The organism is Schaalia sp. JY-X169 (genome assembly GCF_014069575.1).
Lineage (GTDB): Bacteria > Actinomycetota > Actinomycetes > Actinomycetales > Actinomycetaceae > Scrofimicrobium.
Window position 1 is genome coordinate 386,956 of sequence record NZ_CP059675.1, and the last position, 20,728, is coordinate 407,683.

Here is a 20,728-nt window from a genome sequence, read left to right on the forward strand (position 1 = left end):
AACGTTAGTGGGCCAGATCCTCGTGTGAGGCGTGCAGGTCTGAGTCGATCTGAAGCGTGACGTGGTTCAGATCGACATCAAACCCGGACTTGAGTGCTTCCTGCAGGTCGTGGAGTACTTCTACTGTTTGACCAGATGACACGCACTCTTCGGAGACGATGACGTGTGCAGTGAGGATGTTCAGTCCTGTGCCGATGCTGGAGACGTGGAGGTCGTGAACCTGGCGCACAGCCGGATTCTCACAGATCCTCTTGCGGACCTCGTTGAGGTCAAGCCCGCTTGGTGTTTTTTCCAGGAGGATGTCGACTGACTGTCGCAGGATAGCCACGGCGCGCGCCGCAATCATGATGGCTATTAGAAGGGAAGCCAGAGAATCGGCGTAAGGCCACCCTGTCCACATCAGTACCAGGGCAGCTACGATGACAGCCACGGAACCCAGGGCATCCGCGCTCACCTCAAGGAAAGCTGCCTTCATGTTAAGGGAAGCTCCGCGTCCTCCAAAAAGGATCGACATGGAGATCACGTTGGCCACCAGCCCGATGACACCAACTAGGAGCATGGGCCCGGCCTCGACGGCCGTGGGGTTCATAAAGCGTCCGACCGCTTCCCACCCAATGAACCCGCAGAGAACAATGAGAAGACCAGCCTGGAGGCCAGCCGCCAGTATCTCTAGCCGCGCAAACCCCCAGGTCCACTTGTCTGTTCGAGGGCGGGTCATCAGGTGAGCTGCGAAGAGCGCAACAACGAGGCCGATTGAATCGGTTGCCATGTGGCCGGCATCAGCGAGGAGCGCTAGGGAGCCGCTCCAGATGGCTCCGACTATCTCGACAAAGAGAATGGATGCTGTGACACCTAGGGCCCAAGCAAGGCGCTTCCGTGACATGGTGGCGGTTGCGTGGGTGTGAGAGTGACCATGGCTTGGGGCCGGCAGATCTCCCGGGGTGTTGCTCATAGTGATTCAAGCTATCCCATATTTGGTTCCTGGGCTACCTGCACCACCTGGCATACTGGGGCGGTGACTTCTACCAGTTTTTCTGTAGCCTCTGTAAACGTCAACGGCATTCGCGCCGCATACCGGAAAGGGATGGGGCAGTGGATTGAAGAAGCACAACCCGATGTGCTCCTGCTCCAGGAAGTGCGTGCCGAGGAGAAAATCGCGGCTGATCTTCTTGGCGACCAGTTTGATACTTTCATTGCGCCCTCACTGATCAAGGGACGCGCGGGAGTGGGGGTTGCCGTTGCCAAAGACTCCACCAAGATTGGGCTGGCTCCCGGCGCACAGCACACCATTGGTCTGGCACAGCAAGAAGAGCTGGTTGATTCAGGTCGTTGGATAGAGGTCGACCTTGTGACCGCGAGCGGGCTTCCGCTGCGAATGGTGTCCGCATACTTCCATTCGGGCCAAATCAACGACCCGAAGCAAGATTTCAAGATGCGGCACCTGGCGAGCATTGATGCCCGCGTTCGGGACCTGCTGTCCCGCAGTGGTGAGGGCGGTCCGCAGACGCTGGTGGCCGGGGACTTCAATGTTGTTCGCTCAGAGATGGATATCAAGAACTGGAAGGCCAACTACAACAAGACCTCCGGTGTCCTTGATGAAGAGATGGCCTACTTGAATGGCTGGGTCGACGCTGGTTGGTGCGATGTGGTGCGAACACTCACCGGGCCAACTCCGGGGCCCTACTCCTGGTGGTCCTGGCGCGGCAAGGCGTTTGACAATGATACTGGTTGGCGCATCGACTACCACTATGCAACACCAGGACTGGCGGTACGTGCGCTCGCAGCGAGGGTGGATCGCGCAATTTCCTGGGACACGCGGTTCTCAGATCACGCGCCGGTAGTTGTTCAGTTTGAAGCCTGATCGTCCTCGCTCGCTTCGAGTTCATCAGGATCTGCGTGCCCATCCGCATCTAATGGATGTGCCGGAATAAGGTCCCCCGTCACCGGGTTGTGTGGCCACGCCAGCGTCGCGGGTCGGCTGAGTGTGACGTAGTTCGGCCGTTTGTCAGCGTGGACTGAGTCCTTCTTAACCTTCATGACCACGGCAGGCGGATCCGCCATCCACGCCGAGACCATTAGTGCAGCTCGTGCCACAAAGTTGACCCAGAGGAGCAGTGCTGCCGCCGTAGCGATGGTAGCGATGACGGGGTCGTTAGACGCGCCCATCAGTGCCTCACCACCAAAACGGAGGGTGGTGGAAGCAACTGCAAACATGACGGCCCCAACAAGGAGGGTGCGGCGAGGCACCGCGATGCGCGCCACAAATGTCACCATCACCATGAACATGAGGAAGTCAACCAGTGAGGGAACTCCGAGACGTATGGCCCCAAAGGTGTGCGTTTCGAGGATCTCGCGGACTCCCGGGAAGACCGACACGACCCATTCTTCGAAGCGTCCGGTCATAACCGTCAGGACAGCGGTCGTGATCACTCCTAGGAAGAGCAGTATCAACCCGGCAAAGTACCGGGGGTATGCGGTCACTGCCGTGCCAGGGTAGTCAAGAAGGCCGAACATGGATCGGAGTCCGTCCACGATGTAGCGGATAATCTGCATCGCCGTCCAGAACGCAGCAACGAATGCAATGATGCCCGCGACAAGGGTCCCATTGCCCAGAGATATGTCGGAGAGATCAACAATCCCGCTCGTGCCCGTCGCCGGGTTTGCAATCAGTCCGGGAACAAACCTGTTGACCGTATCGATAACCAGAGACTGGAACGCAGCGCTTGCGGAGAAGAAGTGAGTAAAGATCACCCACGCGACCGTGACCACGGCACTGAGCGAGAAGATTGCCATATAGGAGATTGCACCCGCGGCAATTCTCCCCTTCTGCATGGAATACCGCGCCAGACCGCGTCCAATTCTGCTGTGCTGGTAGACATCAATTAGCGAGGCGATCTTCGACTTGAGGCCTTGCTGTCGCAATGCTGGCCCAATGTCCCGCACCCCTGACTTCCACTGCTTGGCGTGCACGAGGACGTACGAGACGTCCCCAGATTGAGCAACCTTGCTGTCAGGTGACTGCGCATCGGAGTCGGGGTTTGACATAGGCAAATCCGTTTCTAGGAGGAGAAGTCGAACAGCGCCGCCGAGTTGTAGGAGCCGCTTGCATCAAGGCGGTCCAGTCGGAAGCCAGGAACCATCCACGTGGCTTCGAATTCTTGCCCCAGGGCAAGGGCTGTCTCGAGCTGAGGTTCGTCTAGACCCTGAGCAAGTGTGATGTGTGCATGATAGGGGAACCGTAAGTCATACTGCAGGGGCCCCGAACGGACGTCGTCTGCGAGGTCTTCACATTGGCGCGATCCTTCCTCTACAGAGAGGAAGACAACGGGGCTGACCGGGAGGAATGTTCCGGTGCTTCTAACGGTAATCCGAAATGGATGGTGGCGCTTCGCGACAAGAGCGAGGTGCTCAAAAACGGCCTCGCGCTGATCAATGGGAACCGCGAGTGGCGGCATGATTGTGATGTGAGCGGGAACGCTTGCCCCGGCCTCGTCCCCCAGTGCCAAACGTGCTTCACTAATGCGCGATAGCCATGGTTCAGGGACCGCTATGACTACACCAAGCCAGTCTTCTGATTCATCGCGTGTGGGGAGGAACATCGAACCTCAAGACTATGGTGGGAACGGTTTGCAGGGGACTGATTGAGTCTACCCCGGCGCAGTGGGATGGTTCATCCCCACTTGTGGGACCTAGGGGTCGATGGGGGAGAATCGGTAAGCTTTGCCGTGGTGGATCCTGGCGTAGAGGTCCCAAACCGCAGGTAAATGAACGGAGCATACGTTGGATAAGCAGTCGCCGTGGCTGATTGTCGGCCTTGGCAACCCCGGTTCCACCTATCAGTTCACCCGTCACAACGTCGGTAGGGACGCTGTGACGATACTTGCCGCTAGGGAGGCCAGCAGCTTCTCAAGGGACAGGAGCGGATTGATGGTGGCTGACGCATTTCTCGGGCCGGGTCCGGGCAACGGCCGCACCTACCTCGCCTACTCGACCACCTACATGAACGTTACGGGCCCTCCCGTGGCTGCGTTTGCCCGCAGGTTCAGCATTCCAATCGAGCAGATCCTAGTAATCCACGACGACCTCGACCTCGAACCCCACACCCTCAGACTCAAGAGAGATGGGGGAGAAGGTGGACACAATGGACTGCGGTCCATATCAGCTGCTCTGGGCACCAAAGACTACTTGAGGTTACGCATCGGCATTGGACGTCCGCAGGGTCGCCAAGATGCGGCAGGCTTCGTCCTCGCGCCAATCCCAAAGGCAGAGCGAACCGAGTGGACGGTGACTGAGGAAATGGCGGCGGATGTGGCTTGTGATGTCGTGACACGCGGGTTCATCCCAACCCAGCAACTTCTACACTCGGCAAGGTAGGGACGAATGAGCGACGAACACAGCATGGAGCTCTCTGCGCTACTAGAGGTCGTCCAAAATGACGGTGCCCTTGCCGCGACCCTGCCAACTATGGCGCAACCAGGGTTTGGCACTCTAGTTATCCCCGATGGACTGCGCCCGGCAGCGGTTGCGCTTGCGGTTCAAGAGAGAGTCTCTCGGGGCGTGAAGTCACCCGTGGTCGTGGTGACGTCCTCGGGGCGCCAAGGCGCGAAGTTCGCCCAGGCAGCATCCGCCTGGACAACCGGGGTGGCCATGATGCCCTCTTGGGAGACCCTGCCGCACGAGCGACTTTCACCCCAGGTCGACACAATGGCTCGACGCGCCACTATTCTTCGTCGCCTGACCCATCCGCAGGATGATGTCCCAGGCGCGGGTCCCATCTCGGTTCTTGTGCTCCCAGTTCGAACCCTGATGCAGCCCCTCATTGCCGGAATCGGTGAGATCACTCCGGTGACCGCACACGTTGGAGACTGGATCGATCCAGGTTTACTCCAGGAGCAGCTGGTCGCACTGGGATATGAAGCAGTGGATATGGTGGAGAAGCGCGGACAGGTGGCTGTGCGTGGATCTATCGTCGACGTGTTTGTTCCCACCAGCCCCCACCCGCTCCGCCTGGAGCTCTTTGGCGACGAAGTTGAGGAAATCCGCCACTTCAACCTGTCCGACCAAAGGACCGTTGGGGACGCCGAGGGCGGACTGTGGGCGCCCCCCGCCCGAGAGTTCCTCCTCACCCAGCAGGCTCGGGCGAAAGCGCTTGCGGCGCAGTCCGACCTGCCGGGAGCGCGAGAGATACTCGAGTTGGCAGCTGAGGGAATTTATGCGCCTGGTCTTGAAGCGTTGGCGCCCTCGTTGGTGTCCGGTATGGAGATGCTCAGCGACCTGATTCCGCAGGACTCACTTTTCATCCTTGATGAGCCGGAAAAAACGCTGGCCAGGGGCACCGACCTCCTGCGCACGGCCGACGAGTTTCTCTCTGCTGCCTGGGGTAGCGCTGCCGCCGGTGGGGCGATTCCTCTCTTGGCCCAGGATGCTTCTTTTGTGCCTTTTGAGGACATATGGGGGCGCGGTCCCTCAAGGGCGTGGTGGGAGTTCACGGCGTTGCCGCCACCCGCCCTCGCCGACGCCATGGTGGATGAGCAAGACACCACCATTCCAGATCAGGGTGACAGTGGTGATGCTTCCGGTGCGTCGGTGGAAGCAGTGGTGGTTAGCCCCAGACTCGCGCGCGTCGGAGGGCGCGACGTGCAGCCCTACCGCGGTGAGTTCGATCGCGCGACAGATGACTTGCGTTCATTGGCAGGGCGTGGGTGGCGCCTCATCGTTACGGTGCCAGCTCCTGGGGCTGGTCGCCGCATTGTTGAGGTGCTGCGCGAACGTGACGTTGTTGCCCGACTGGTTGAAGATGTCACCGCTGATGATCCGGTGGGTGTGGTTGCGGTTATTCCCGCTCCGGGTAACACCGGGTTTGTCATGCACTCCGAGAACCTCGCCATTCTCACCGAGCAGGATCTGACGGGGCGTGCTGGCGCGAACACTCGGGACATGCGCAAACTTGCCGCTAAACGAAAGAAGGGCATCGATCCTCTGACGCTGCGAATCGGTGACTTTGTCGTCCATTCCCAACACGGCATCGGGAAGTTCCTCGGTATAGAGACCAGAACGACGGGTAAGGGTGAGGATCGGGTCCAGCGCGACTACCTGGTGATTGAGTACCAGGCCGCGCGGCGCGGTCAGCCGGGGGATAACCTCTATGTTCCGACAACTTCGTTGGACCAGGTTTCGGCCTACTCCGGGTCGGACGCTCCCAAGCTATCCAAGATGGGCGGGGCTGACTGGGCGAAGACTAAGCAGAAGGCCCGCAAGGCGGTTATGGAGATCGCCGCGGAGCTCGTGCGCCTCTACGCGGAACGCGCAAAGGCGGAAGGGTACGCTTTCGCTCCTGACACGCCGTGGCAGCGCGAGCTTGAAGATGCCTTTGAGTACACGGAAACCCCCGATCAGTTGGCGACAATTGATGAGGTGAAGGCGGATATGGAGAAGCGGGTCCCGATGGACCGGCTTCTGACCGGCGACGTTGGCTACGGCAAGACCGAGGTCGCTGTGCGTGCTGCATTTAAGGCCGTTCAGGATGGGAAACAGGTTGCGATCCTCGTACCCACAACGCTGCTTGCCCAGCAGCACTACGACACCTTTGCTGAACGCTATGCCGGATACCCCATCAAGGTTGCACAACTGTCCCGCTTCACTTCGCCCTCGGACGCCACCAAGGTCAAGGCGGGCCTTGCCGACGGCACCGTTGACGTCGTTATTGGCACCCACACCCTGTTGACAGGGTCAGTCCAGTTCAAGGATTTGGGGCTGGTTGTGGTTGATGAGGAACAGCGATTCGGGGTGGAACACAAGGAGACCCTGAAAGCGTTGCGAACCAACGTAGATGTGCTGTCCATGTCCGCCACGCCAATCCCCAGGACCCTGGAGATGGCGATCTCTGGCATCCGCGAGATGTCGGTGTTGCAGACCCCTCCAGAAGAGAGGCAACCGGTCCTCACTTTCGTGGGACCATACTCGAACGCCCAGGTCGCCGCGGCAGTGCGTAGGGAACTACTGCGGGACGGCCAGGTCTTCTTCGTTCACAACCGAGTCGATTCGATCAATAAGGTCGCGGCAGGACTTCAGGAGCTGGTGCCGGAAGCCAGGATTCGGGTGGCGCATGGAAAGCTGTCCGAGGCCGAACTTGAGAAGACAATCATCGATTTCTGGAATCACGAGTTTGACGTACTAGTTTCCACGACCATCATTGAGACCGGCCTCGACATCTCTAACGCCAACACCCTGATCGTTGATCGGGCAGACACGTTTGGACTGTCACAGCTGCACCAGTTGAGGGGTCGCGTTGGACGAGGACGGGAGCGGGCGTATGCCTACTTCCTCTACGGCACCAACAAGACGCTCTCTGAGACTGCCCTCGAACGACTGCGAACAATCGCTTCCAACACCGATCTGGGTGCAGGGCTTGCCATCGCACAAAAGGACCTGGAGATCCGTGGGGCAGGAAACCTGCTGGGTGGCGCTCAGTCGGGTCACATTGAAGGGGTGGGCTTTGACCTGTACATACGCATGGTTTCCGAAGCTGTTGCGGCCTTCAAGGGGGAAAAGGTAGAGGACACGACGGATGTGCGAGTTGAACTGGCGGTGGATGCTCACCTTCCGGAAGAGTACGTGCCGGGCGAACGCTTGCGCCTAGAAACCTACGGGCGCATCGCGGCGGTGACGAGTGATGGCACCGAGGCCGAACTGCGCGAGGAGCTTACCGACCGATTTGGTCCGATTCCCCGCGAGGTTGATCTAATGATTGCCGTAGCGAGACTGCGAGAGAAGCTGCGGCAGGCCGGTATAACGGAGGCCCTGACACAGGGGCGTTACCTGCGGCTCGGACCGGTGCAGCTCCCCGAATCGAAGGCACTTCGACTGCAACGTCTCTATCCTGGTACCACCATCAAGCCGGCGGTTCGCCAAATCCTTGTGCCGATCTCACGACCGAGCATGGCTTCAGAGTCATCCCCGGCCGATGAGGAGCTTCTAGAGTGGGTTGAGAACCTGTTGAAAGTCCTCAGTGCTCCAATAGCGCGGAGTTAGGGGCCCAAGTTTGTCGTACACTGGGAAGCGGAGATTTCCACGAAGGGGGCGAAGTGGCTCGAGCCTACAAATTTCGATCCATTGGTAAGACACTGGCCGCAGCGGCACTCGCTTCGGCGGTTGCACTAGGACTTTCTGCCTGTGGCACATCAGGTAGTCCGGGAACTGCGTTCATTGTGAATGGTGAAAGCTTCTCAGAAACGGACCTGACAGACACTGTTACGCAGTGGGCTGAATTGTCCGGGGTTGAGGTTCCTCGTGATCAGATGGCTGGGTTTCTTGTTGAGACCACTGTCCGACTTCAGGCAGCAGATGAAGTTGGGGTTGGGCTGAGTGAGGAAGATGTACAGCAGACCCTAGAGGGTACGCTGGCGCAGGCGAACAGTGACTTGTCAGCCAGTCAGATTATTCCCCCTGTTCGTGAAATGTTCCGCGACCTGCTACTGGTCAACACCGTGCAAAGTGGCGCTGTGAGTGAAGAGCAGATCACTGAGATGAACACCCTGATTTCGGATGCATCCATCACACTAAACCCGCGTTACGGCACTTTCACCGACGGGCAGATTCAAGCTCCCGGTGCCCTGCCGGGAACGGTAACGGGAAATCTGCTTGAAGAGATCCCTGTCGGCTAAGGCCAACTAAGCTGTTCCTACTAAACCTGTTCGACAATCCACTGCTAAATAAGGAGAAACACCGTGGCAATGATCGAAGACATTGAAGCACGCGAGATTCTGGACTCCCGCGGCAACCCGACCATCGAAGTTACCGTCTACCTTGAAGACGGTGCAGAGGGCACCGCAGGTGTTCCCTCCGGTGCCTCCACCGGCGCATTTGAGGCAGTAGAGCGTCGCGATGGTGATGAGAACCGCTACCAGGGTAAGGGTGTCCAGGACGCCGTTGACGCTGTTGGTGAAGTCCTCGCCCCCGAAATCATCGGACTTGATGCTCGCGATCAGCGCGAAATTGATCGTGTCATGCTGGAAATCGATGGCACCCCCAATAAGGGAAAGATTGGCGCAAACGCCATTCTCGGCGTCTCACTTGCAGTTGCACGCGCCGCTGCTGAGTCCGCTGAGCTACCTCTCTACGAGTACCTGGGCGGCCCGAACGCACACGTCCTGCCGGTACCGATGATGAACATCCTCAACGGTGGCTCCCACGCGGACACCAACGTTGACATTCAGGAGTTCATGATCGCTCCCGTTGGCGCCCCCACATTCCGTGAGGCCCTGCGCATGGGTGCAGAGGTCTACCACACGCTGAAGGCTGTCATCAAGGAGCGTGGACTCTCCACCGGTTTGGGTGACGAGGGCGGTTTTGCTCCCGATCTTCCTTCCAACCAGGCAGCCCTTGACCTCATCGTTGAAGCGATTGAGCGCGCTGGTTACAAGCCGGGCGAAGATGTTGCGCTGGCACTGGATGTTGCCGCTACCGAGTTCTTCAAGGACGGCGCCTACCAGTTCGAGGGCGAGCCGCGCTCGACCGAGTACATGGTCGACTACTACGAGAAGCTAATCACCGACTACCCGCTGGTTTCCATTGAGGATCCGCTGTCAGAAGATGAGTGGGATGCGTGGAAGGCACTGACCGACGCCATTGGTGACCGTGTCCAGATCGTTGGTGACGACCTGTTTGTCACCAACCCGACCCGTCTGGCACGCGGTATCGAAACCGGTACTGCAAACGCCCTCCTTGTGAAGGTCAACCAGATTGGTACCTTGACTGAGACCCTTGAGGCTGTTGAGGATGCTCACCGCAATGGCTACCGCACCATGACCTCCCACCGCAGTGGTGAGACAGGCGACACCACTATTGCTGACCTAGCAGTTGCTACCAACTCCGGTCAGATCAAGACTGGTGCACCTGCCCGCTCAGAGCGTGTTGAGAAGTACAACCGTTTGCTCCGCATCGAGCAGGAACTGGGCCAGGATGCTGTTTACGCAGGCCGCAGCGCATTTCCTCGCGCTTCGTTCTAGTGTCTCGTTGCGCGTGAACTAACGCGTAGTCGTCAGGGCCCCCGGTTTTTACCGGGGGCCCTTGGCGTGGTGGATTTGGCAATGACCCGACTTCCGACAAGATGGACACTATGAGTTCCACATCCGGCCCCCCGCAGCGCCCTCGTGCGCGCGCCATGCTGGATGCGTCGGAGAAGCAGACGGTGGGGGCCCCGGAACGAGAAGTATCACGAAGGGCGCCTTCGTCCTCGACACTGAAGACCGCGACCTCGCCGCGGACGACCTCAAGTGGGATTGCAACCCGGGCCAGGAAGCCCACTACCGCGTCTCTTCGCTCCTCTACCCCCTGGAAGGAAACCTCCTTCACTTGGGGTGGTCGAAAGGGCGGCACGGGGCGTCCCGGAAGCAGTGGGACGAAAAACCATTCCAAACCAGCAGCTCAGAGGCCTGCGGATGCTGCGAAAGCACCCCGGCGCCCGATCAAGATTCACACCAAGCGCGCGCCAATGAAATGGACTTTTGGGGGACTGACCATTTCGGTGAGGTTGTTGGTAGTACTAGCGGTCGTTGGGGTCCTCGTTGTGACACTCGTACCCTTGGGTTTGCAGTGGGTGAAACAGGAGCAGGCATATCATTCTGCCGTTAACGAGGTGGCGACTGCCCAGGCGCGAGTCGAAGAGCTACAAGGCGAGTTGGAGCAGTGGAATCAAGAGGACTACATAGCTGCTCAGGCTCGGGAGAGACTGGGATACGTTAGACCCGGCGAAACCCAGTATGTGATTACCGATGCGCCAGAACCTGAAGAGGACAAGGAGCACGCGGTCGCACATAACAATGCGACGGGGCCGGAGAAGCCGTGGGCCTGGACTGTGTTGGAGTCCCTCAAGAATGCTGATCAGCCACCGGCCTCAGCAGGCCTCGTTGACTCTTCTAGGAACGGCGAGGGCGGATAGTTACGACGATGCGGAAGGATGGATGAGAGATGACGTGGTTGCAGGGAGTTCGGTGGGACGAAGCGGACCGAGAGGCAGTCATTTCGGACCTGGGTCGCGAACCGCGGGGCGTCGTCGGAGTGGGGGCGCGAGGCACGGACGGACACCCTCTCGTCCTCGTCACTTCCCCGAGGCTGCCCGATGGAACGCCGTTCCCGACCACCTTCTACCTGACAGACGCGACGCTCACAGCCGCATGCTCACGGCTGGAGGCAGAGCACTTCATGGAGCAGCTCAACGCATCTTTGGAAGAAGATGCCGGCTTTGCCACCCTCCATGAAGCCGCTCACCAGGACTACCTTTCCCGCAGGGCCGAGGTCGGTGCCGCCACGGGAACCGGGGAGGTCCCCGAAGTTGCGGGTATCAGTGCCGGTGGGTTACCGAACCGCGTGAAGTGCCTGCACGCCCTCGTCGGACACGCCCTCGTGGCAGGACCGGGAGTTAACCCTGCGGGGGACGCCTCTCTGGCAGAGATGAAGTGTCGGGGCTTGATTCCCGCGGGTTTCAGGGCAGTCTCGGCACAAGAACTTGCTGAGGGCGTCGGCAATGACGACTGACGTGGTCCGCGTCGCCGCAATCGATTGCGGGACAAACTCGATCCGCCTCCTGATTGCCGATGTGCCGCAGGGGGCCGAGGACGCGCGCGACCTCGCAGATGTTGAGCGCGACATGATCATCACCAGGTTGGGTCAGGGTGTTGACCGCACCGGAATGCTTGATCCCGCAGCAATCCAGCGAACCTTGGACGCTGCGCGCCTATACCAGGAGCGTATTGAGGATGCCGGCGTGGCGGACGTGATCATCGCGGCGACCTCTGCGAGTCGAGATGCGTCCAACCGGGCCGACTTTGTTGAAGGTATTCGCGCGATCACGGGGATTGAACCGAGGGTCATCACAGGCGCGGAAGAGGCCGCATTGTCATTTGTTGGCGCCATTTCTTCGTTGCCGCGTGACCTCAAGACGCCCTACCTGGTTGTGGATATTGGTGGGGGATCAACGGAGTTCGTCCTCGGCCACTCAGAAGTAGAACAGGCCGTGTCGGTGAATATGGGGTCGGTTCGAGTCACGGAGAGATTTGGTCCGGAACCATGGACGCCGGACAAACAGGCGGCCGCCAGGGCTTGGATCGATACCCAACTCGACGTGGCTGAGGGTTCCGTGGACTTCGCGGCTGCCCGGACCGTCGTGGGAGTGGCAGGCACAGTGACTTCGTTGGCGGCGCTGATCGCGCAGGTCCCGGAGTATTCCCCGGACGCCACCCACGGCTTGATCCCAACGGTCGAACAGTGGGCCTCCGCCCTCGACCACATGGTCAACGATTCGGTGGAGGAGAAGTCCCGACAGCCTGCCATGCCACCTGGGCGTGCTGATGTCATTGCGGGGGGTGCGCTGATTTGGGAGAGGATTTTGGTTCGACTGGGGGTCATCCCGGATCACGCGGCGGGCCCCACTACCGCGGCTCCCACAGTGGTCGTTTCCGAGCATGACATCCTGGACGGGCTGGCGTTGAGCGTTGCGGTGGCGCTGCGGGACTAATCCCGGTTTTCACGGTCCCGTCGCCTTGATCCCGGTTTCACGGTCCCAGCGGTTGTGAATTACAATCGGAGGGCCGCATCTGGCGCACACGCCCCCGTAGCCCAATGGCAGAGGCAACCGACTTAAAATCGGTACAGTGTCGGTTCGAGTCCGACCGGGGGTACTTTTTCTTCGCGCAACCACACCTGGACCGCTCTTGGAGCCCAGCAACGCCCTTAGAAACAGCCCTCAAACCGTACCTCCACCGGTATTATCGTGGATGTTGGTCCACACGGACCAACAAGAGGGAGACGACCAACGTGACTGTGCCGGGGCTGACTGCAGATAGGGACGCCGGGTAGTCGCATGCGGATCATCAATAATGTCTCCGATCTCTTGGGAGACGACCTTAAGTCCGAGATCGCGCCGGGCTCGAAGGTGCGCATCGCTGCGTCGACGTTCTCAATCTTCGCGTTTGAAGCGCTCCGCGATGAGCTCGAGAACGTCAGCGCGCTGGAATTCATCTTCACTTCGCCGTCATTCGTGACTGAGAAGGTGACAGATAAGCTTTGTAAGGAGCGTCGCGAGTTCTTCATCCCGGGCGCCCGCGCCGAGTCGAGCCTCGCGGGGTCGGAGTTCGAGATTAGGCTACGCAACAAACTCACTCAGCGTGCGATCGCGCGTGAGTGCGCGGATTGGGTTCGCCGCAAGGTCACCTTCCGTTCGAATGCCACGGGAAACGAGATGCAGCAGTTCGCCGTGGTCGACGATAAGGCTGCTTATGCGCAGCTGCAAGGGTTCACCACCGCCGATCTTGGTTACGAGCGCGGTAATGCGGTGTCGAGCTTCGTGAACAGGATCGATGAAGCTCCAATGACTGCGCAGTATATGCAGCTGTTTGACCAGATTTGGAATAACCCTGATCAGGTCAGTGATGTCACCCAGGCCGTCCACGACCACATCGCCACCGTGTACACCGAGAACTCCCCGGCCCGAATCTACTTCCTGATCCTCTATAACCTGTTCGCTGAGTTCCTTGATGACATCAACGAGGACGTGCTACCCAACGATCTCACCGGCTACCAGGAGACGAAGGTCTGGCAGAGCCTCTACAACTTCCAGCGCGACGCGGCCACCGGCATCATCAACAAGTTGGAGACCTATAACGGCTGTATTCTTGCTGATTCCGTGGGCCTCGGTAAGACGTTCACGGCGCTTGCGGTCATCAAGTACTACGAGTTGCGCAATAAGTCGGTGCTGGTGCTCTGCCCGAAGAAGCTCTCTGAGAACTGGACGAACTACAACGCCAACCTGACGACCAACATTTTCGCCTCCGATCGGTTCAACTACGACGTGCTGGCTCACACTGATCTTTCCCGAACTAAGGGCGAGTCGCTCGGCCTGCGGCTGGATCGGATCAACTGGGGCAATTACGACCTCGTCGTAATTGATGAGTCCCACAACTTCCGCAACGCCGACTACGCAGAAGAAAAGGAGTCGCGCTACCAGCGCCTCATGCGCCAGGTCATCCGCGAGGGCGTGAAGACCAAGGTGTTGATGCTCTCAGCGACCCCGGTCAACAACCGTTTCAATGACCTTAAGAACCAGCTTCAGCTCGCCTACGAGGGTGAGTCAGAGAACCTCGCTAAACACCTCAACCTGTCCACGACGGTTGAGAAGGTGTTCTCTGATGCGCAGCACGTGTTCAACGAGTGGTCCAAACTCGCTCCCGAGCTGCGCACCACCGAGCGCATCCTCCAGATGCTCGACTTCGACTTCTTCGAGCTGCTCGATTCAGTCACTATCGCGCGTTCACGCAAGCACATCCAAGCGTTCTACGACACCACCGAGATCGGTGCTTTCCCAGAACGGCGCCCACCTCTTTCGATCCGGGAGCCACTAACAGACCTCCCGGACGTACCCGACTTTAATGACATCTTCGAGCAACTTCAGGCACTGACCCTTGCGGTCTACACCCCGCTCGGATATGTGTTCAAGAGCCGGCGCTCGAAATATGAGGATCTTTACAACATCACTGCAGGTGGAGTGCAGTCCAGCATTGGGCAGGCTGGCCGCGAAGAGGGCTTGAAGAAGCTGATGACCGTGAACTTGCTGAAGCGGTTGGAGAGCTCGGTTGACGCTTTCCGCCTCACCCTGATGAAGATAGAAGGCTCCGTCACCCAGACGCTTAGGCGCATCAGCAACCACGCGGGTAATCTCGCTGATCTGAGCCCCGAACTTGCCGACCTCGACTTCGATCTCGATGACGAAGACGACGCCAACATCGAGGCACTGTCCTTCGGTGAGAAGATCAAGATCGACCTCGACGACCTCGACATCGAGTCCTGGCAACGCGACCTGTGGAACGACCGCGAGACCCTGCGCGAGCTCCTCGACGAGATGCGCAAGGTCACCCCCGAGCACGACCTCAAACTTCGCAAGCTCAAGCAGCTCATCGAGGACAAGGCCGGGCACCCGATCAACGACGGCAACCGCAAAGTGCTGGTGTTCTCTGCCTTCGCTGACACGGCCAACTATCTCTATCGAGAGCTGGCGCCCACCCTCACTGCGGCAGGACTGGACACTGCCGTCATCACCGGCGGCAGCCACGGAGCGAAAACGACCCTCGGCACGGGCTTCGACTTCCAGCAGGTCATGTCGCTGTTCTCGCCCCGCTCCAAGCAGCGCCACCTCACGATGCCACGCGAGACCCGCGAACTGGACGTCCTCATCGGCACCGACGTGATCAGCGAGGGCCAGAACCTCCAGGACTGCGACTACCTGATCAACTACGACATCCACTGGAACCCGGTGCGCATCATCCAGCGCTTCGGGCGCATCGACCGCATCGGCTCCACCAACAGCCAGATTCAGCTGGTGAACTTCTGGCCGGACATCTCCCTTGATGAGTACATCAACCTCAAGGAACGCGTCGAGAACCGCATGGTCATCGCCGACCTTGCCAGTACCGCCGACGACAACGTCCTTACCCTCGAAGACTCCGACGCGGCCTTCCGCAAGGAGCAGCTCCGCAAGCTTCAGGACGAGGTCATCGAGCTCGAGGATGTCCGAACGGGGGTCTCGATCATGGACTTGGGCCTCAACGACTTCCGCATGGACCTGCTCGGCTACATCAAGAATCACGGTGATCTTGCGGCTGTCCCCAAGGGCCTCCATGCTGTGATTCCGTCGGCACCGGATAAGGGTCTTGTACCCGGTGTGATTTTCGCGCTTCGCAACGTCGACGCACACGAGGATCTGTTCAGCGACAAAGGCGGCAACCGAGGCAACCGGCTCCACCCCCACTACCTTGTCTACCTCGACGATCAGGGAAATGTCGTCGCGGACCACACCGAAGCCAAGCACCTCCTAGACCTGCTCCGCGTCGGTTGCCGACCCTACGAGGATCCGGTCACTGAAGTTGTCCGCCTGTTCAACACCGCAACCAGCGAGGGCGCCAGGATGGACAAATATTCGGCGCTACTCACAGACGCGATTCACTCCATGATCGATGTTACCGAGGAGCGCGACATCGACAGTCTTTTCACGGGCGGGCACACAACAGCTCTCACCCAAACCATCGCCGGCCTTGACGACTTTGAGTTGACCGCGTTCATCGCCGTCGTAGATCCCAGCGAGGGAGGTGCCGATGACTGACATTCTTTACCGGTGGCCTGAGGCCGCGAAGTTCGGCAGACGCGTGCCAAAAGAGAAGTTCTACGAACGTGGCGCCGTAACCACCGTCGTGCGTGAGAAGCTCGTCAGCGAAGTCCAGCGCATCACTTGGGCGTACAAGCTTGCCGAGTCCACCGTCAATCTGCCCGGCACACCCGCAGTCCCGGAGGTGCAGGTCTTCACGATAGACGCCAAGACCAAGGATGTCGGCGAGGACGTGCTTGGCGCCATCGACAAGGCGATCCCGTTCCCCATCATCTTCGAGATTCTGCGATACCCCACTGAGAGCCGCGAAGTCAGGATGGTGGCTGCACACAAACAGCTCGGAACCGGAGCGCCGAAACTCAGCGACTACTACTCAACCGGCTGGCAGTCAGAGGACACGATACGGCAGGCCCTGCCAACAGCGATCAGTTTGCCTGCGCTTTACGCAGCACTCCTAGAACCACTGACACCTCTCACTGTCCGCCCTGGCGAGAACTTGTCGGAGGTTGCTGAGAGACTGACTGTAGTGCGGAAGTTGGAACGCGAGGTCGCGAGCTTGGAGCGAAAGCTCCGAACCGAGCCGCAGTTTAACCGCAAGGTTGATTTCCGCCGCGCACTAAAGACGAAGCAACACGAACTCACTGAGTTGGTCAGATGAAGGGCAGAAGGTAACCGATGGAGAAACTACGTATGACGTCCCCCGACCTCACGCAGGCCAACATCGACAAAATCGCCGAACTGTTCCCCAGCGTCGTTACTGAGTCGCAGGACGCAGAGGGCAACCTAGTACGCACAGTTGACTTCGACCTGCTACGCCAAGAGCTTTCCGACCACATGGTCGAGGGTCCGCAAGAGCGGTACCGACTCGACTGGCCCGGCAAGCGTGCCGCCGCCTTCGCCGCCAACACGCCGATCGCCAAGACGCTGCGTCCGGTGCGTGAGGAGTCGGTGGACTTCGACACAACGAAGAATCTCTTCATCGAAGGCGACAACCTGGAGGCGCTCAAGCTCCTTCAGGAGTCGTATCTCGGCAAGGTCAAGCTGATCTACATCGACCCGCCGTACAACACCGGGAATGACTTCGTTTACAACGATGACTTCGCAGAGACCAGTGCCGAGTACCTTGAACGATCCGGTCAGGTGTCTGAGAGCGGTGACCGCCTCGTCGCCAACACCGAGTCCAACGGCCGCTTCCATTCGGACTGGCTCAGCATGATGTACCCAAGGCTGAAGTTGGCTCGATCATTGCTGACCGAGGATGGGCTGATCAGTATTTCCATTGATGACCATGAGCTACCAAGACTTCGTGGAGTGATGGATGAAGTCTTCGGGAGGCAGAACTTCATTGCTGTTGTTGTCTGGCACAAGATGGATAGCCCGAAGAACTCTGCGCGACACCTCAGCGAGGATCACGAGTATATCGTCCTCTATGCGAGGAACGCGGACGTCTGGCGACCGAATCTCCTCCCGCGCACGGAGGACATGATTTCTCGGTACAAGAACCCAGACAATGACCCGCGTGGCCCATGGCTGCTCGGCGACCTCGCAGCTCGAAATCGGTATGATGACGGCCGCTTCCCGATCGTCACCCCAGCAGGCAGGGTGATTGACGGCCCGCCACCTGGCAGCTACTGGCGCGTCAACAAGGTGAAATTCGATGAATTGGACGCAGATGGGCGCATCTGGTGGGGTGATGGGTCGGTACGACCGGGCATCAAACGCTTTCTCTCTGAGGTCCGAGATGGCGTTATTCCGCAGACGTATTGGAGTTGGCGTGACGTTGGTAGCACCCGCAACGCCAAGCAGGCGCTCCACAAGCTAATGGAGGCATCGTCCGGCGAGAACCTGTTCGTTACCCCAAAGCCTGTCGGTTTGTTGTATCGCCTGCTCAAGATTGCATCCGACCCGGACTCCATTATTCTCGATTTCTTCGCGGGCTCAGGTACGAGTGCAGACGCCGTTTTGCAAGTAAATGCTTCAGATGGCGGCTCCCGACGCTTCATCCTGGTCCAGCTGCCTGAGCAGTTCGGAGGCAACGGCACAGAAGCCGTCGGGCGCTACAGCACCATCGCTGATGTCTGCCGCGACCGAATCTGTCGCGCAGGCAAGAAGGCTTCCGCTGACGCCGGTCTCGCGTCATCGTCATTCGACATCGGCTTCCGTACGCTTCAGATTGACTCAACGAACCTGACAGACACCATGGCGACGGCCGATTCGTTCAGTCAAGGGGCACTCATTGGGCTGACGGAAAGCGTGAAGCCAGACCGCACGGGCGAAGACCTGCTGTTCCAAGTGCTGCTCGACTTGGGACTGGAGCTCACGTTGCCGATTCAGAAGGAGACTATCAATGGCTTTGAGGTGTACGACGTTGAGGAAGGGGCTTTGATCATGTGCGTCAGGGACCGCAGTCAGTCAGTCAGTCAGTCAGTCAGACAGACAGACAGACAGACAGACAGACAGACAGACAGACCACTCCAAACTCTGTCGGATGTCGGCCGTGCTATCGCGCAGCGACATCCCCTCCGTGCCGTGTTCCTCGACGAAGACTTCGCGGACGATGCGGAGCGCATCAACGTTGGGCAGGTGTTCAGTGAACTCTCACCACACACTGAGGTCAGAACGATCTAAATGCGTCATTGCCGAGCACTCTGGAGACTTGGGCGAGCAGTACTCACGCAAGTCGTTGCAGTGTGCCTCATTATCGGGCTGGGTGGCGTGATGGAGAAACGCACACTGCACACACCCGACCTCATCGGTCAAAACATCGAGAGAATCGCCGACCTGTTCCCGCAGGTCATGACTGAGTCTCGCGACTCAGACGGCAACGTCATCCCCGCGGTCGATTTCGACCTGCTGCGGCAGGAGCTATCCGATCACATCGTTGAGGGGCCTCAGGAGCGGTACCGCCTGGATTGGCCAGGCAAACGCGCCGCCGCCTTCGCGGCGAACGCGCCGATCGCTAAGACGCTTCGTCCAGTGCGTGAAGAGTCGGTGGACTTCGATAGCACTGAGAACCTCTTCATCGAGGGGGACAACCTTGACGCCCTTAAGCTGCTTCAGGAGTCGTACCTCGGCAAGGTGAAGCTGATCTACATCGACCCGCCCTACAACACGGGGAATGACTTCGTTTACAACGATGACTTCGCCGAAACCAGTGTTGAATATCTTGAACGCTCCGGCCAGGTGTCTGAGTCTGGTGACCGGCTACTCGCTAACTCTGAGGCGAACGGTCGCTTCCATTCGGACTGGCTGACCATGATGTACCCGCGGCTGAAGCTGGCACGAAACCTGCTGAGGGAGGCAGGCATCATTGCAATCTCAATCGATGACAACGAGGTATCGAATCTCCGGTTTGTCTGTGACGAGGTGTTTGGCAGACAGAACTTCGTTGCACAGTTTGTATGGATGACCAAGAACGCCGCACGCGGAGTTCCTCCCAAGACGCTCCTAATGTCGAACCATGAGTATATCGTCGTATATGCGCGGGCAGTGGAGAATGTGCGGTTCCAGGGTCTGGATCGCGATGAAGCCGATTTCTCCAACCCGGATGGTGACCCACGAGGTCTCTGGCGTTCAGAGAGTATGAAAGCAACCGGCGCCCAAGATAATTTCTTCGCGATCCGTGACCCCGAGACGGGGAACGAGTTCCATGCGAACTGGGCCTTCTCGTCCAGCCGAGTCACCGAGATGGTTGCGGATGGCTTGGTCCTTTTCCCGGCTTCTGCGGAGGGAACTCCTCGGCAGAAGAAGTTTATTGATTCTTATGTGAATGACCGCAAAGCGTTCGTGACTGGCTTGGGTTGGCACTCGACTGAGAATGCAACGAAGTCGTTGATGGCCCTCTTTGATGGCGAGAAAGTATTTGACTTTCCCAAGCCGCTGGAGCTGTTGATGTTCTTGATTCGTCAGGCGACTTCGGTCCACGACAAAGATCTGGTTATGGATTTATTTGCTGGATCCGGGTCCTCTGGTGCTGCGACGATGAAGTTGAACGCAGAGGACAGTGGCGATCGTCGCTTCGTAATGGTCCAGCTAGCTGAGTCGATTTCCGACCAAGGGGCTGCCGGTCGCTTTGGGTTAAAGAACATCGCCGACCTTTCGCGGGAGCGCATCCGGCGTACAGCCTCAGAGATCGGCAGCAACTCTGGACTTGTCCGTGCCGGGCTCGATCTCGGCTTCCGTTCGCTTCGTGTTGATAGCAGCAACAAAGCCGATGTGCTGAGAACAGGGGATGACACAGAGCAGCTTGAACTCGACGACCTGACACCAAGCATCAAGCCCGACCGCTCCGGAGAAGACCTGCTGTTCCAAGTTCTCCTCGACTGGGGCCTTGAACTGTCGCTTCCGATTGTGCGTGAGATGGTGGACGACCGGGACGTGTTCTCGGTCGACGATGGCGCGCTGATAGCTTGCTTTGCGGAGTCTGTGACTCCCGAGGTTGTGAGAGTTATTGCTGACCGTGAGCCGCTGCGCGCGGTGTTCCGTGATGATGCTTTCGAGTCTGATGCTGCGCGTATCAATACCGAGCAGGTGTTTCGTGAGGTGTCACCTGCGACTGAGGTAAGGACCATCTGA

At 58.9% G+C, this 20,728-nt stretch carries 15 protein-coding genes and 1 tRNA gene; 13 read left to right on the plus strand and 3 right to left on the minus strand.

Translation table 11 applies throughout. The features are described from left to right. Positions 1 to 4: 4 nt before the first annotated feature. Positions 5 to 952 carry a cation diffusion facilitator family transporter gene (locus H2O65_RS01680; protein ID WP_182141892.1) on the minus strand — a complete coding sequence of 316 codons (948 nt, stop codon included), beginning with the start codon at positions 950 to 952 and terminating at the stop codon, positions 5 to 7. Between the two features lie 63 nt (positions 953 to 1,015). Between H2O65_RS01680 and H2O65_RS01685 the strand changes: the two genes are divergently transcribed. Beyond that, on the plus strand, positions 1,016 to 1,861 hold the full coding sequence (locus tag H2O65_RS01685; protein WP_259349555.1) for an exodeoxyribonuclease III: 846 nt from the start codon (positions 1,016 to 1,018) through the stop codon (positions 1,859 to 1,861). Here the strand turns inward: H2O65_RS01685 and H2O65_RS01690 are convergent. Together H2O65_RS01690 and H2O65_RS01695 are read right to left on the minus strand one after the other, a co-directional pair. Further along, positions 1,846 to 3,045 (minus strand): YihY/virulence factor BrkB family protein, encoded by a 1,200-nt coding sequence (locus H2O65_RS01690; RefSeq protein WP_182141894.1) that lies wholly within the window; start codon positions 3,043 to 3,045, stop codon positions 1,846 to 1,848. The two genes, H2O65_RS01685 and H2O65_RS01690, sit on opposite strands and share 16 nt — an antisense overlap. A 14-nt stretch (positions 3,046 to 3,059) precedes the next feature. Further along, entirely contained in the window at positions 3,060 to 3,599 is a 540-nt protein-coding gene (locus H2O65_RS01695; RefSeq protein ID WP_182141895.1) for a 2'-5' RNA ligase family protein, read from the minus strand. A 181-nt stretch (positions 3,600 to 3,780) separates the two neighbouring features. Here H2O65_RS01695 and pth point away from each other — a divergent pair, with 181 nt between their 5' ends. The 12 genes from pth to H2O65_RS01755 all read left to right on the plus strand — a co-directional run bounded on the left by pth (position 3,781) and on the right by H2O65_RS01755 (position 20,728). Continuing rightward, positions 3,781 to 4,374 carry an aminoacyl-tRNA hydrolase gene (gene pth, locus H2O65_RS01700; RefSeq protein WP_182141896.1) on the plus strand — a complete coding sequence of 198 codons (594 nt, stop codon included), beginning with the start codon at positions 3,781 to 3,783 and terminating at the stop codon, positions 4,372 to 4,374. A gap of 24 nt (positions 4,375 to 4,398) precedes the next feature. Then, positions 4,399 to 8,031, plus strand: coding sequence for a transcription-repair coupling factor (gene mfd / locus H2O65_RS01705; protein WP_182142606.1), 3,633 nt, complete (start codon positions 4,399 to 4,401; stop codon positions 8,029 to 8,031). A 53-nt stretch (positions 8,032 to 8,084) separates the two neighbouring features. Further along, the gene (locus H2O65_RS01710) at positions 8,085 to 8,663 is read left to right on the plus strand and encodes a hypothetical protein (protein WP_182141897.1); all 579 of its coding nucleotides are present in this window, start codon (positions 8,085 to 8,087) and stop codon (positions 8,661 to 8,663) included. Between the two features lie 63 nt (positions 8,664 to 8,726). Beyond that, positions 8,727 to 10,007, plus strand: a complete 1,281-nt coding sequence (eno, locus tag H2O65_RS01715) for a phosphopyruvate hydratase (protein ID WP_182141898.1) — start codon at positions 8,727 to 8,729, stop codon at positions 10,005 to 10,007. 110 nt (positions 10,008 to 10,117) lie between these two features. Then, positions 10,118 to 10,939, plus strand: coding sequence for a septum formation initiator family protein (locus H2O65_RS01720; protein ID WP_182141899.1), 822 nt, complete (start codon positions 10,118 to 10,120; stop codon positions 10,937 to 10,939). Positions 10,940 to 10,968: 29 nt separating this feature from the next. Continuing rightward, entirely contained in the window at positions 10,969 to 11,535 is a 567-nt protein-coding gene (locus H2O65_RS01725; RefSeq protein WP_182141900.1) for a DUF501 domain-containing protein, read from the plus strand. After that, a complete protein-coding gene (locus tag H2O65_RS01730; protein WP_310649233.1) occupies positions 11,525 to 12,514 on the plus strand; it encodes a Ppx/GppA phosphatase family protein in 990 nt (329 codons plus the stop codon). The genes H2O65_RS01725 and H2O65_RS01730 overlap by 11 nt, the downstream gene beginning before the upstream one ends. 90 nt (positions 12,515 to 12,604) lie before the next feature. Continuing rightward, positions 12,605 to 12,677 (plus strand) — tRNA-Leu (locus H2O65_RS01735). Positions 12,678 to 12,859: 182 nt separating this feature from the next. After that, positions 12,860 to 16,150, plus strand: a complete 3,291-nt coding sequence (locus H2O65_RS01740; RefSeq protein WP_182141901.1) for a helicase-related protein — start codon at positions 12,860 to 12,862, stop codon at positions 16,148 to 16,150. Continuing rightward, positions 16,143 to 16,811, plus strand: coding sequence for a DUF4391 domain-containing protein (locus tag H2O65_RS01745; protein WP_182141902.1), 669 nt, complete (start codon positions 16,143 to 16,145; stop codon positions 16,809 to 16,811). The genes H2O65_RS01740 and H2O65_RS01745 overlap by 8 nt, the downstream gene beginning before the upstream one ends. Before the next feature lie 17 nt (positions 16,812 to 16,828). Beyond that, positions 16,829 to 18,781 carry a site-specific DNA-methyltransferase gene (locus H2O65_RS01750; protein WP_182141903.1) on the plus strand — a complete coding sequence of 651 codons (1,953 nt, stop codon included), beginning with the start codon at positions 16,829 to 16,831 and terminating at the stop codon, positions 18,779 to 18,781. 90 nt (positions 18,782 to 18,871) lie between these two features. Beyond that, positions 18,872 to 20,728 (plus strand): site-specific DNA-methyltransferase, encoded by a 1,857-nt coding sequence (locus H2O65_RS01755; RefSeq protein WP_182141904.1) that lies wholly within the window; start codon positions 18,872 to 18,874, stop codon positions 20,726 to 20,728.

Excerpts from the sequence above, each read along its gene's own strand:
- H2O65_RS01680 (WP_182141892.1), bottom strand. The coding sequence starts at position 952 with ATGAGCAACACCCCGGGAGATCTGCCGGCCCCAAGCCATGGTCACTCT.
- H2O65_RS01690 (WP_182141894.1), bottom strand. The coding sequence starts at position 3,045 with ATGTCAAACCCCGACTCCGATGCGCAGTCACCTGACAGCAAGGTTGCT.
- H2O65_RS01695 (WP_182141895.1), bottom strand. The coding sequence starts at position 3,599 with ATGTTCCTCCCCACACGCGATGAATCAGAAGACTGGCTTGGTGTAGTC.
- mfd (WP_182142606.1), top strand. The coding sequence starts at position 4,399 with ATGGAGCTCTCTGCGCTACTAGAGGTCGTCCAAAATGACGGTGCCCTT.
- H2O65_RS01720 (WP_182141899.1), top strand. The coding sequence starts at position 10,118 with ATGAGTTCCACATCCGGCCCCCCGCAGCGCCCTCGTGCGCGCGCCATG.
- H2O65_RS01725 (WP_182141900.1), top strand. The coding sequence starts at position 10,969 with ATGACGTGGTTGCAGGGAGTTCGGTGGGACGAAGCGGACCGAGAGGCA.
- H2O65_RS01730 (WP_310649233.1), top strand. The coding sequence starts at position 11,525 with ATGACGACTGACGTGGTCCGCGTCGCCGCAATCGATTGCGGGACAAAC.
- H2O65_RS01740 (WP_182141901.1), top strand. The coding sequence starts at position 12,860 with ATGCGGATCATCAATAATGTCTCCGATCTCTTGGGAGACGACCTTAAG.
- H2O65_RS01745 (WP_182141902.1), top strand. The coding sequence starts at position 16,143 with ATGACTGACATTCTTTACCGGTGGCCTGAGGCCGCGAAGTTCGGCAGA.
- H2O65_RS01750 (WP_182141903.1), top strand. The coding sequence starts at position 16,829 with ATGGAGAAACTACGTATGACGTCCCCCGACCTCACGCAGGCCAACATC.
- H2O65_RS01755 (WP_182141904.1), top strand. The coding sequence starts at position 18,872 with ATGGAGAAACGCACACTGCACACACCCGACCTCATCGGTCAAAACATC.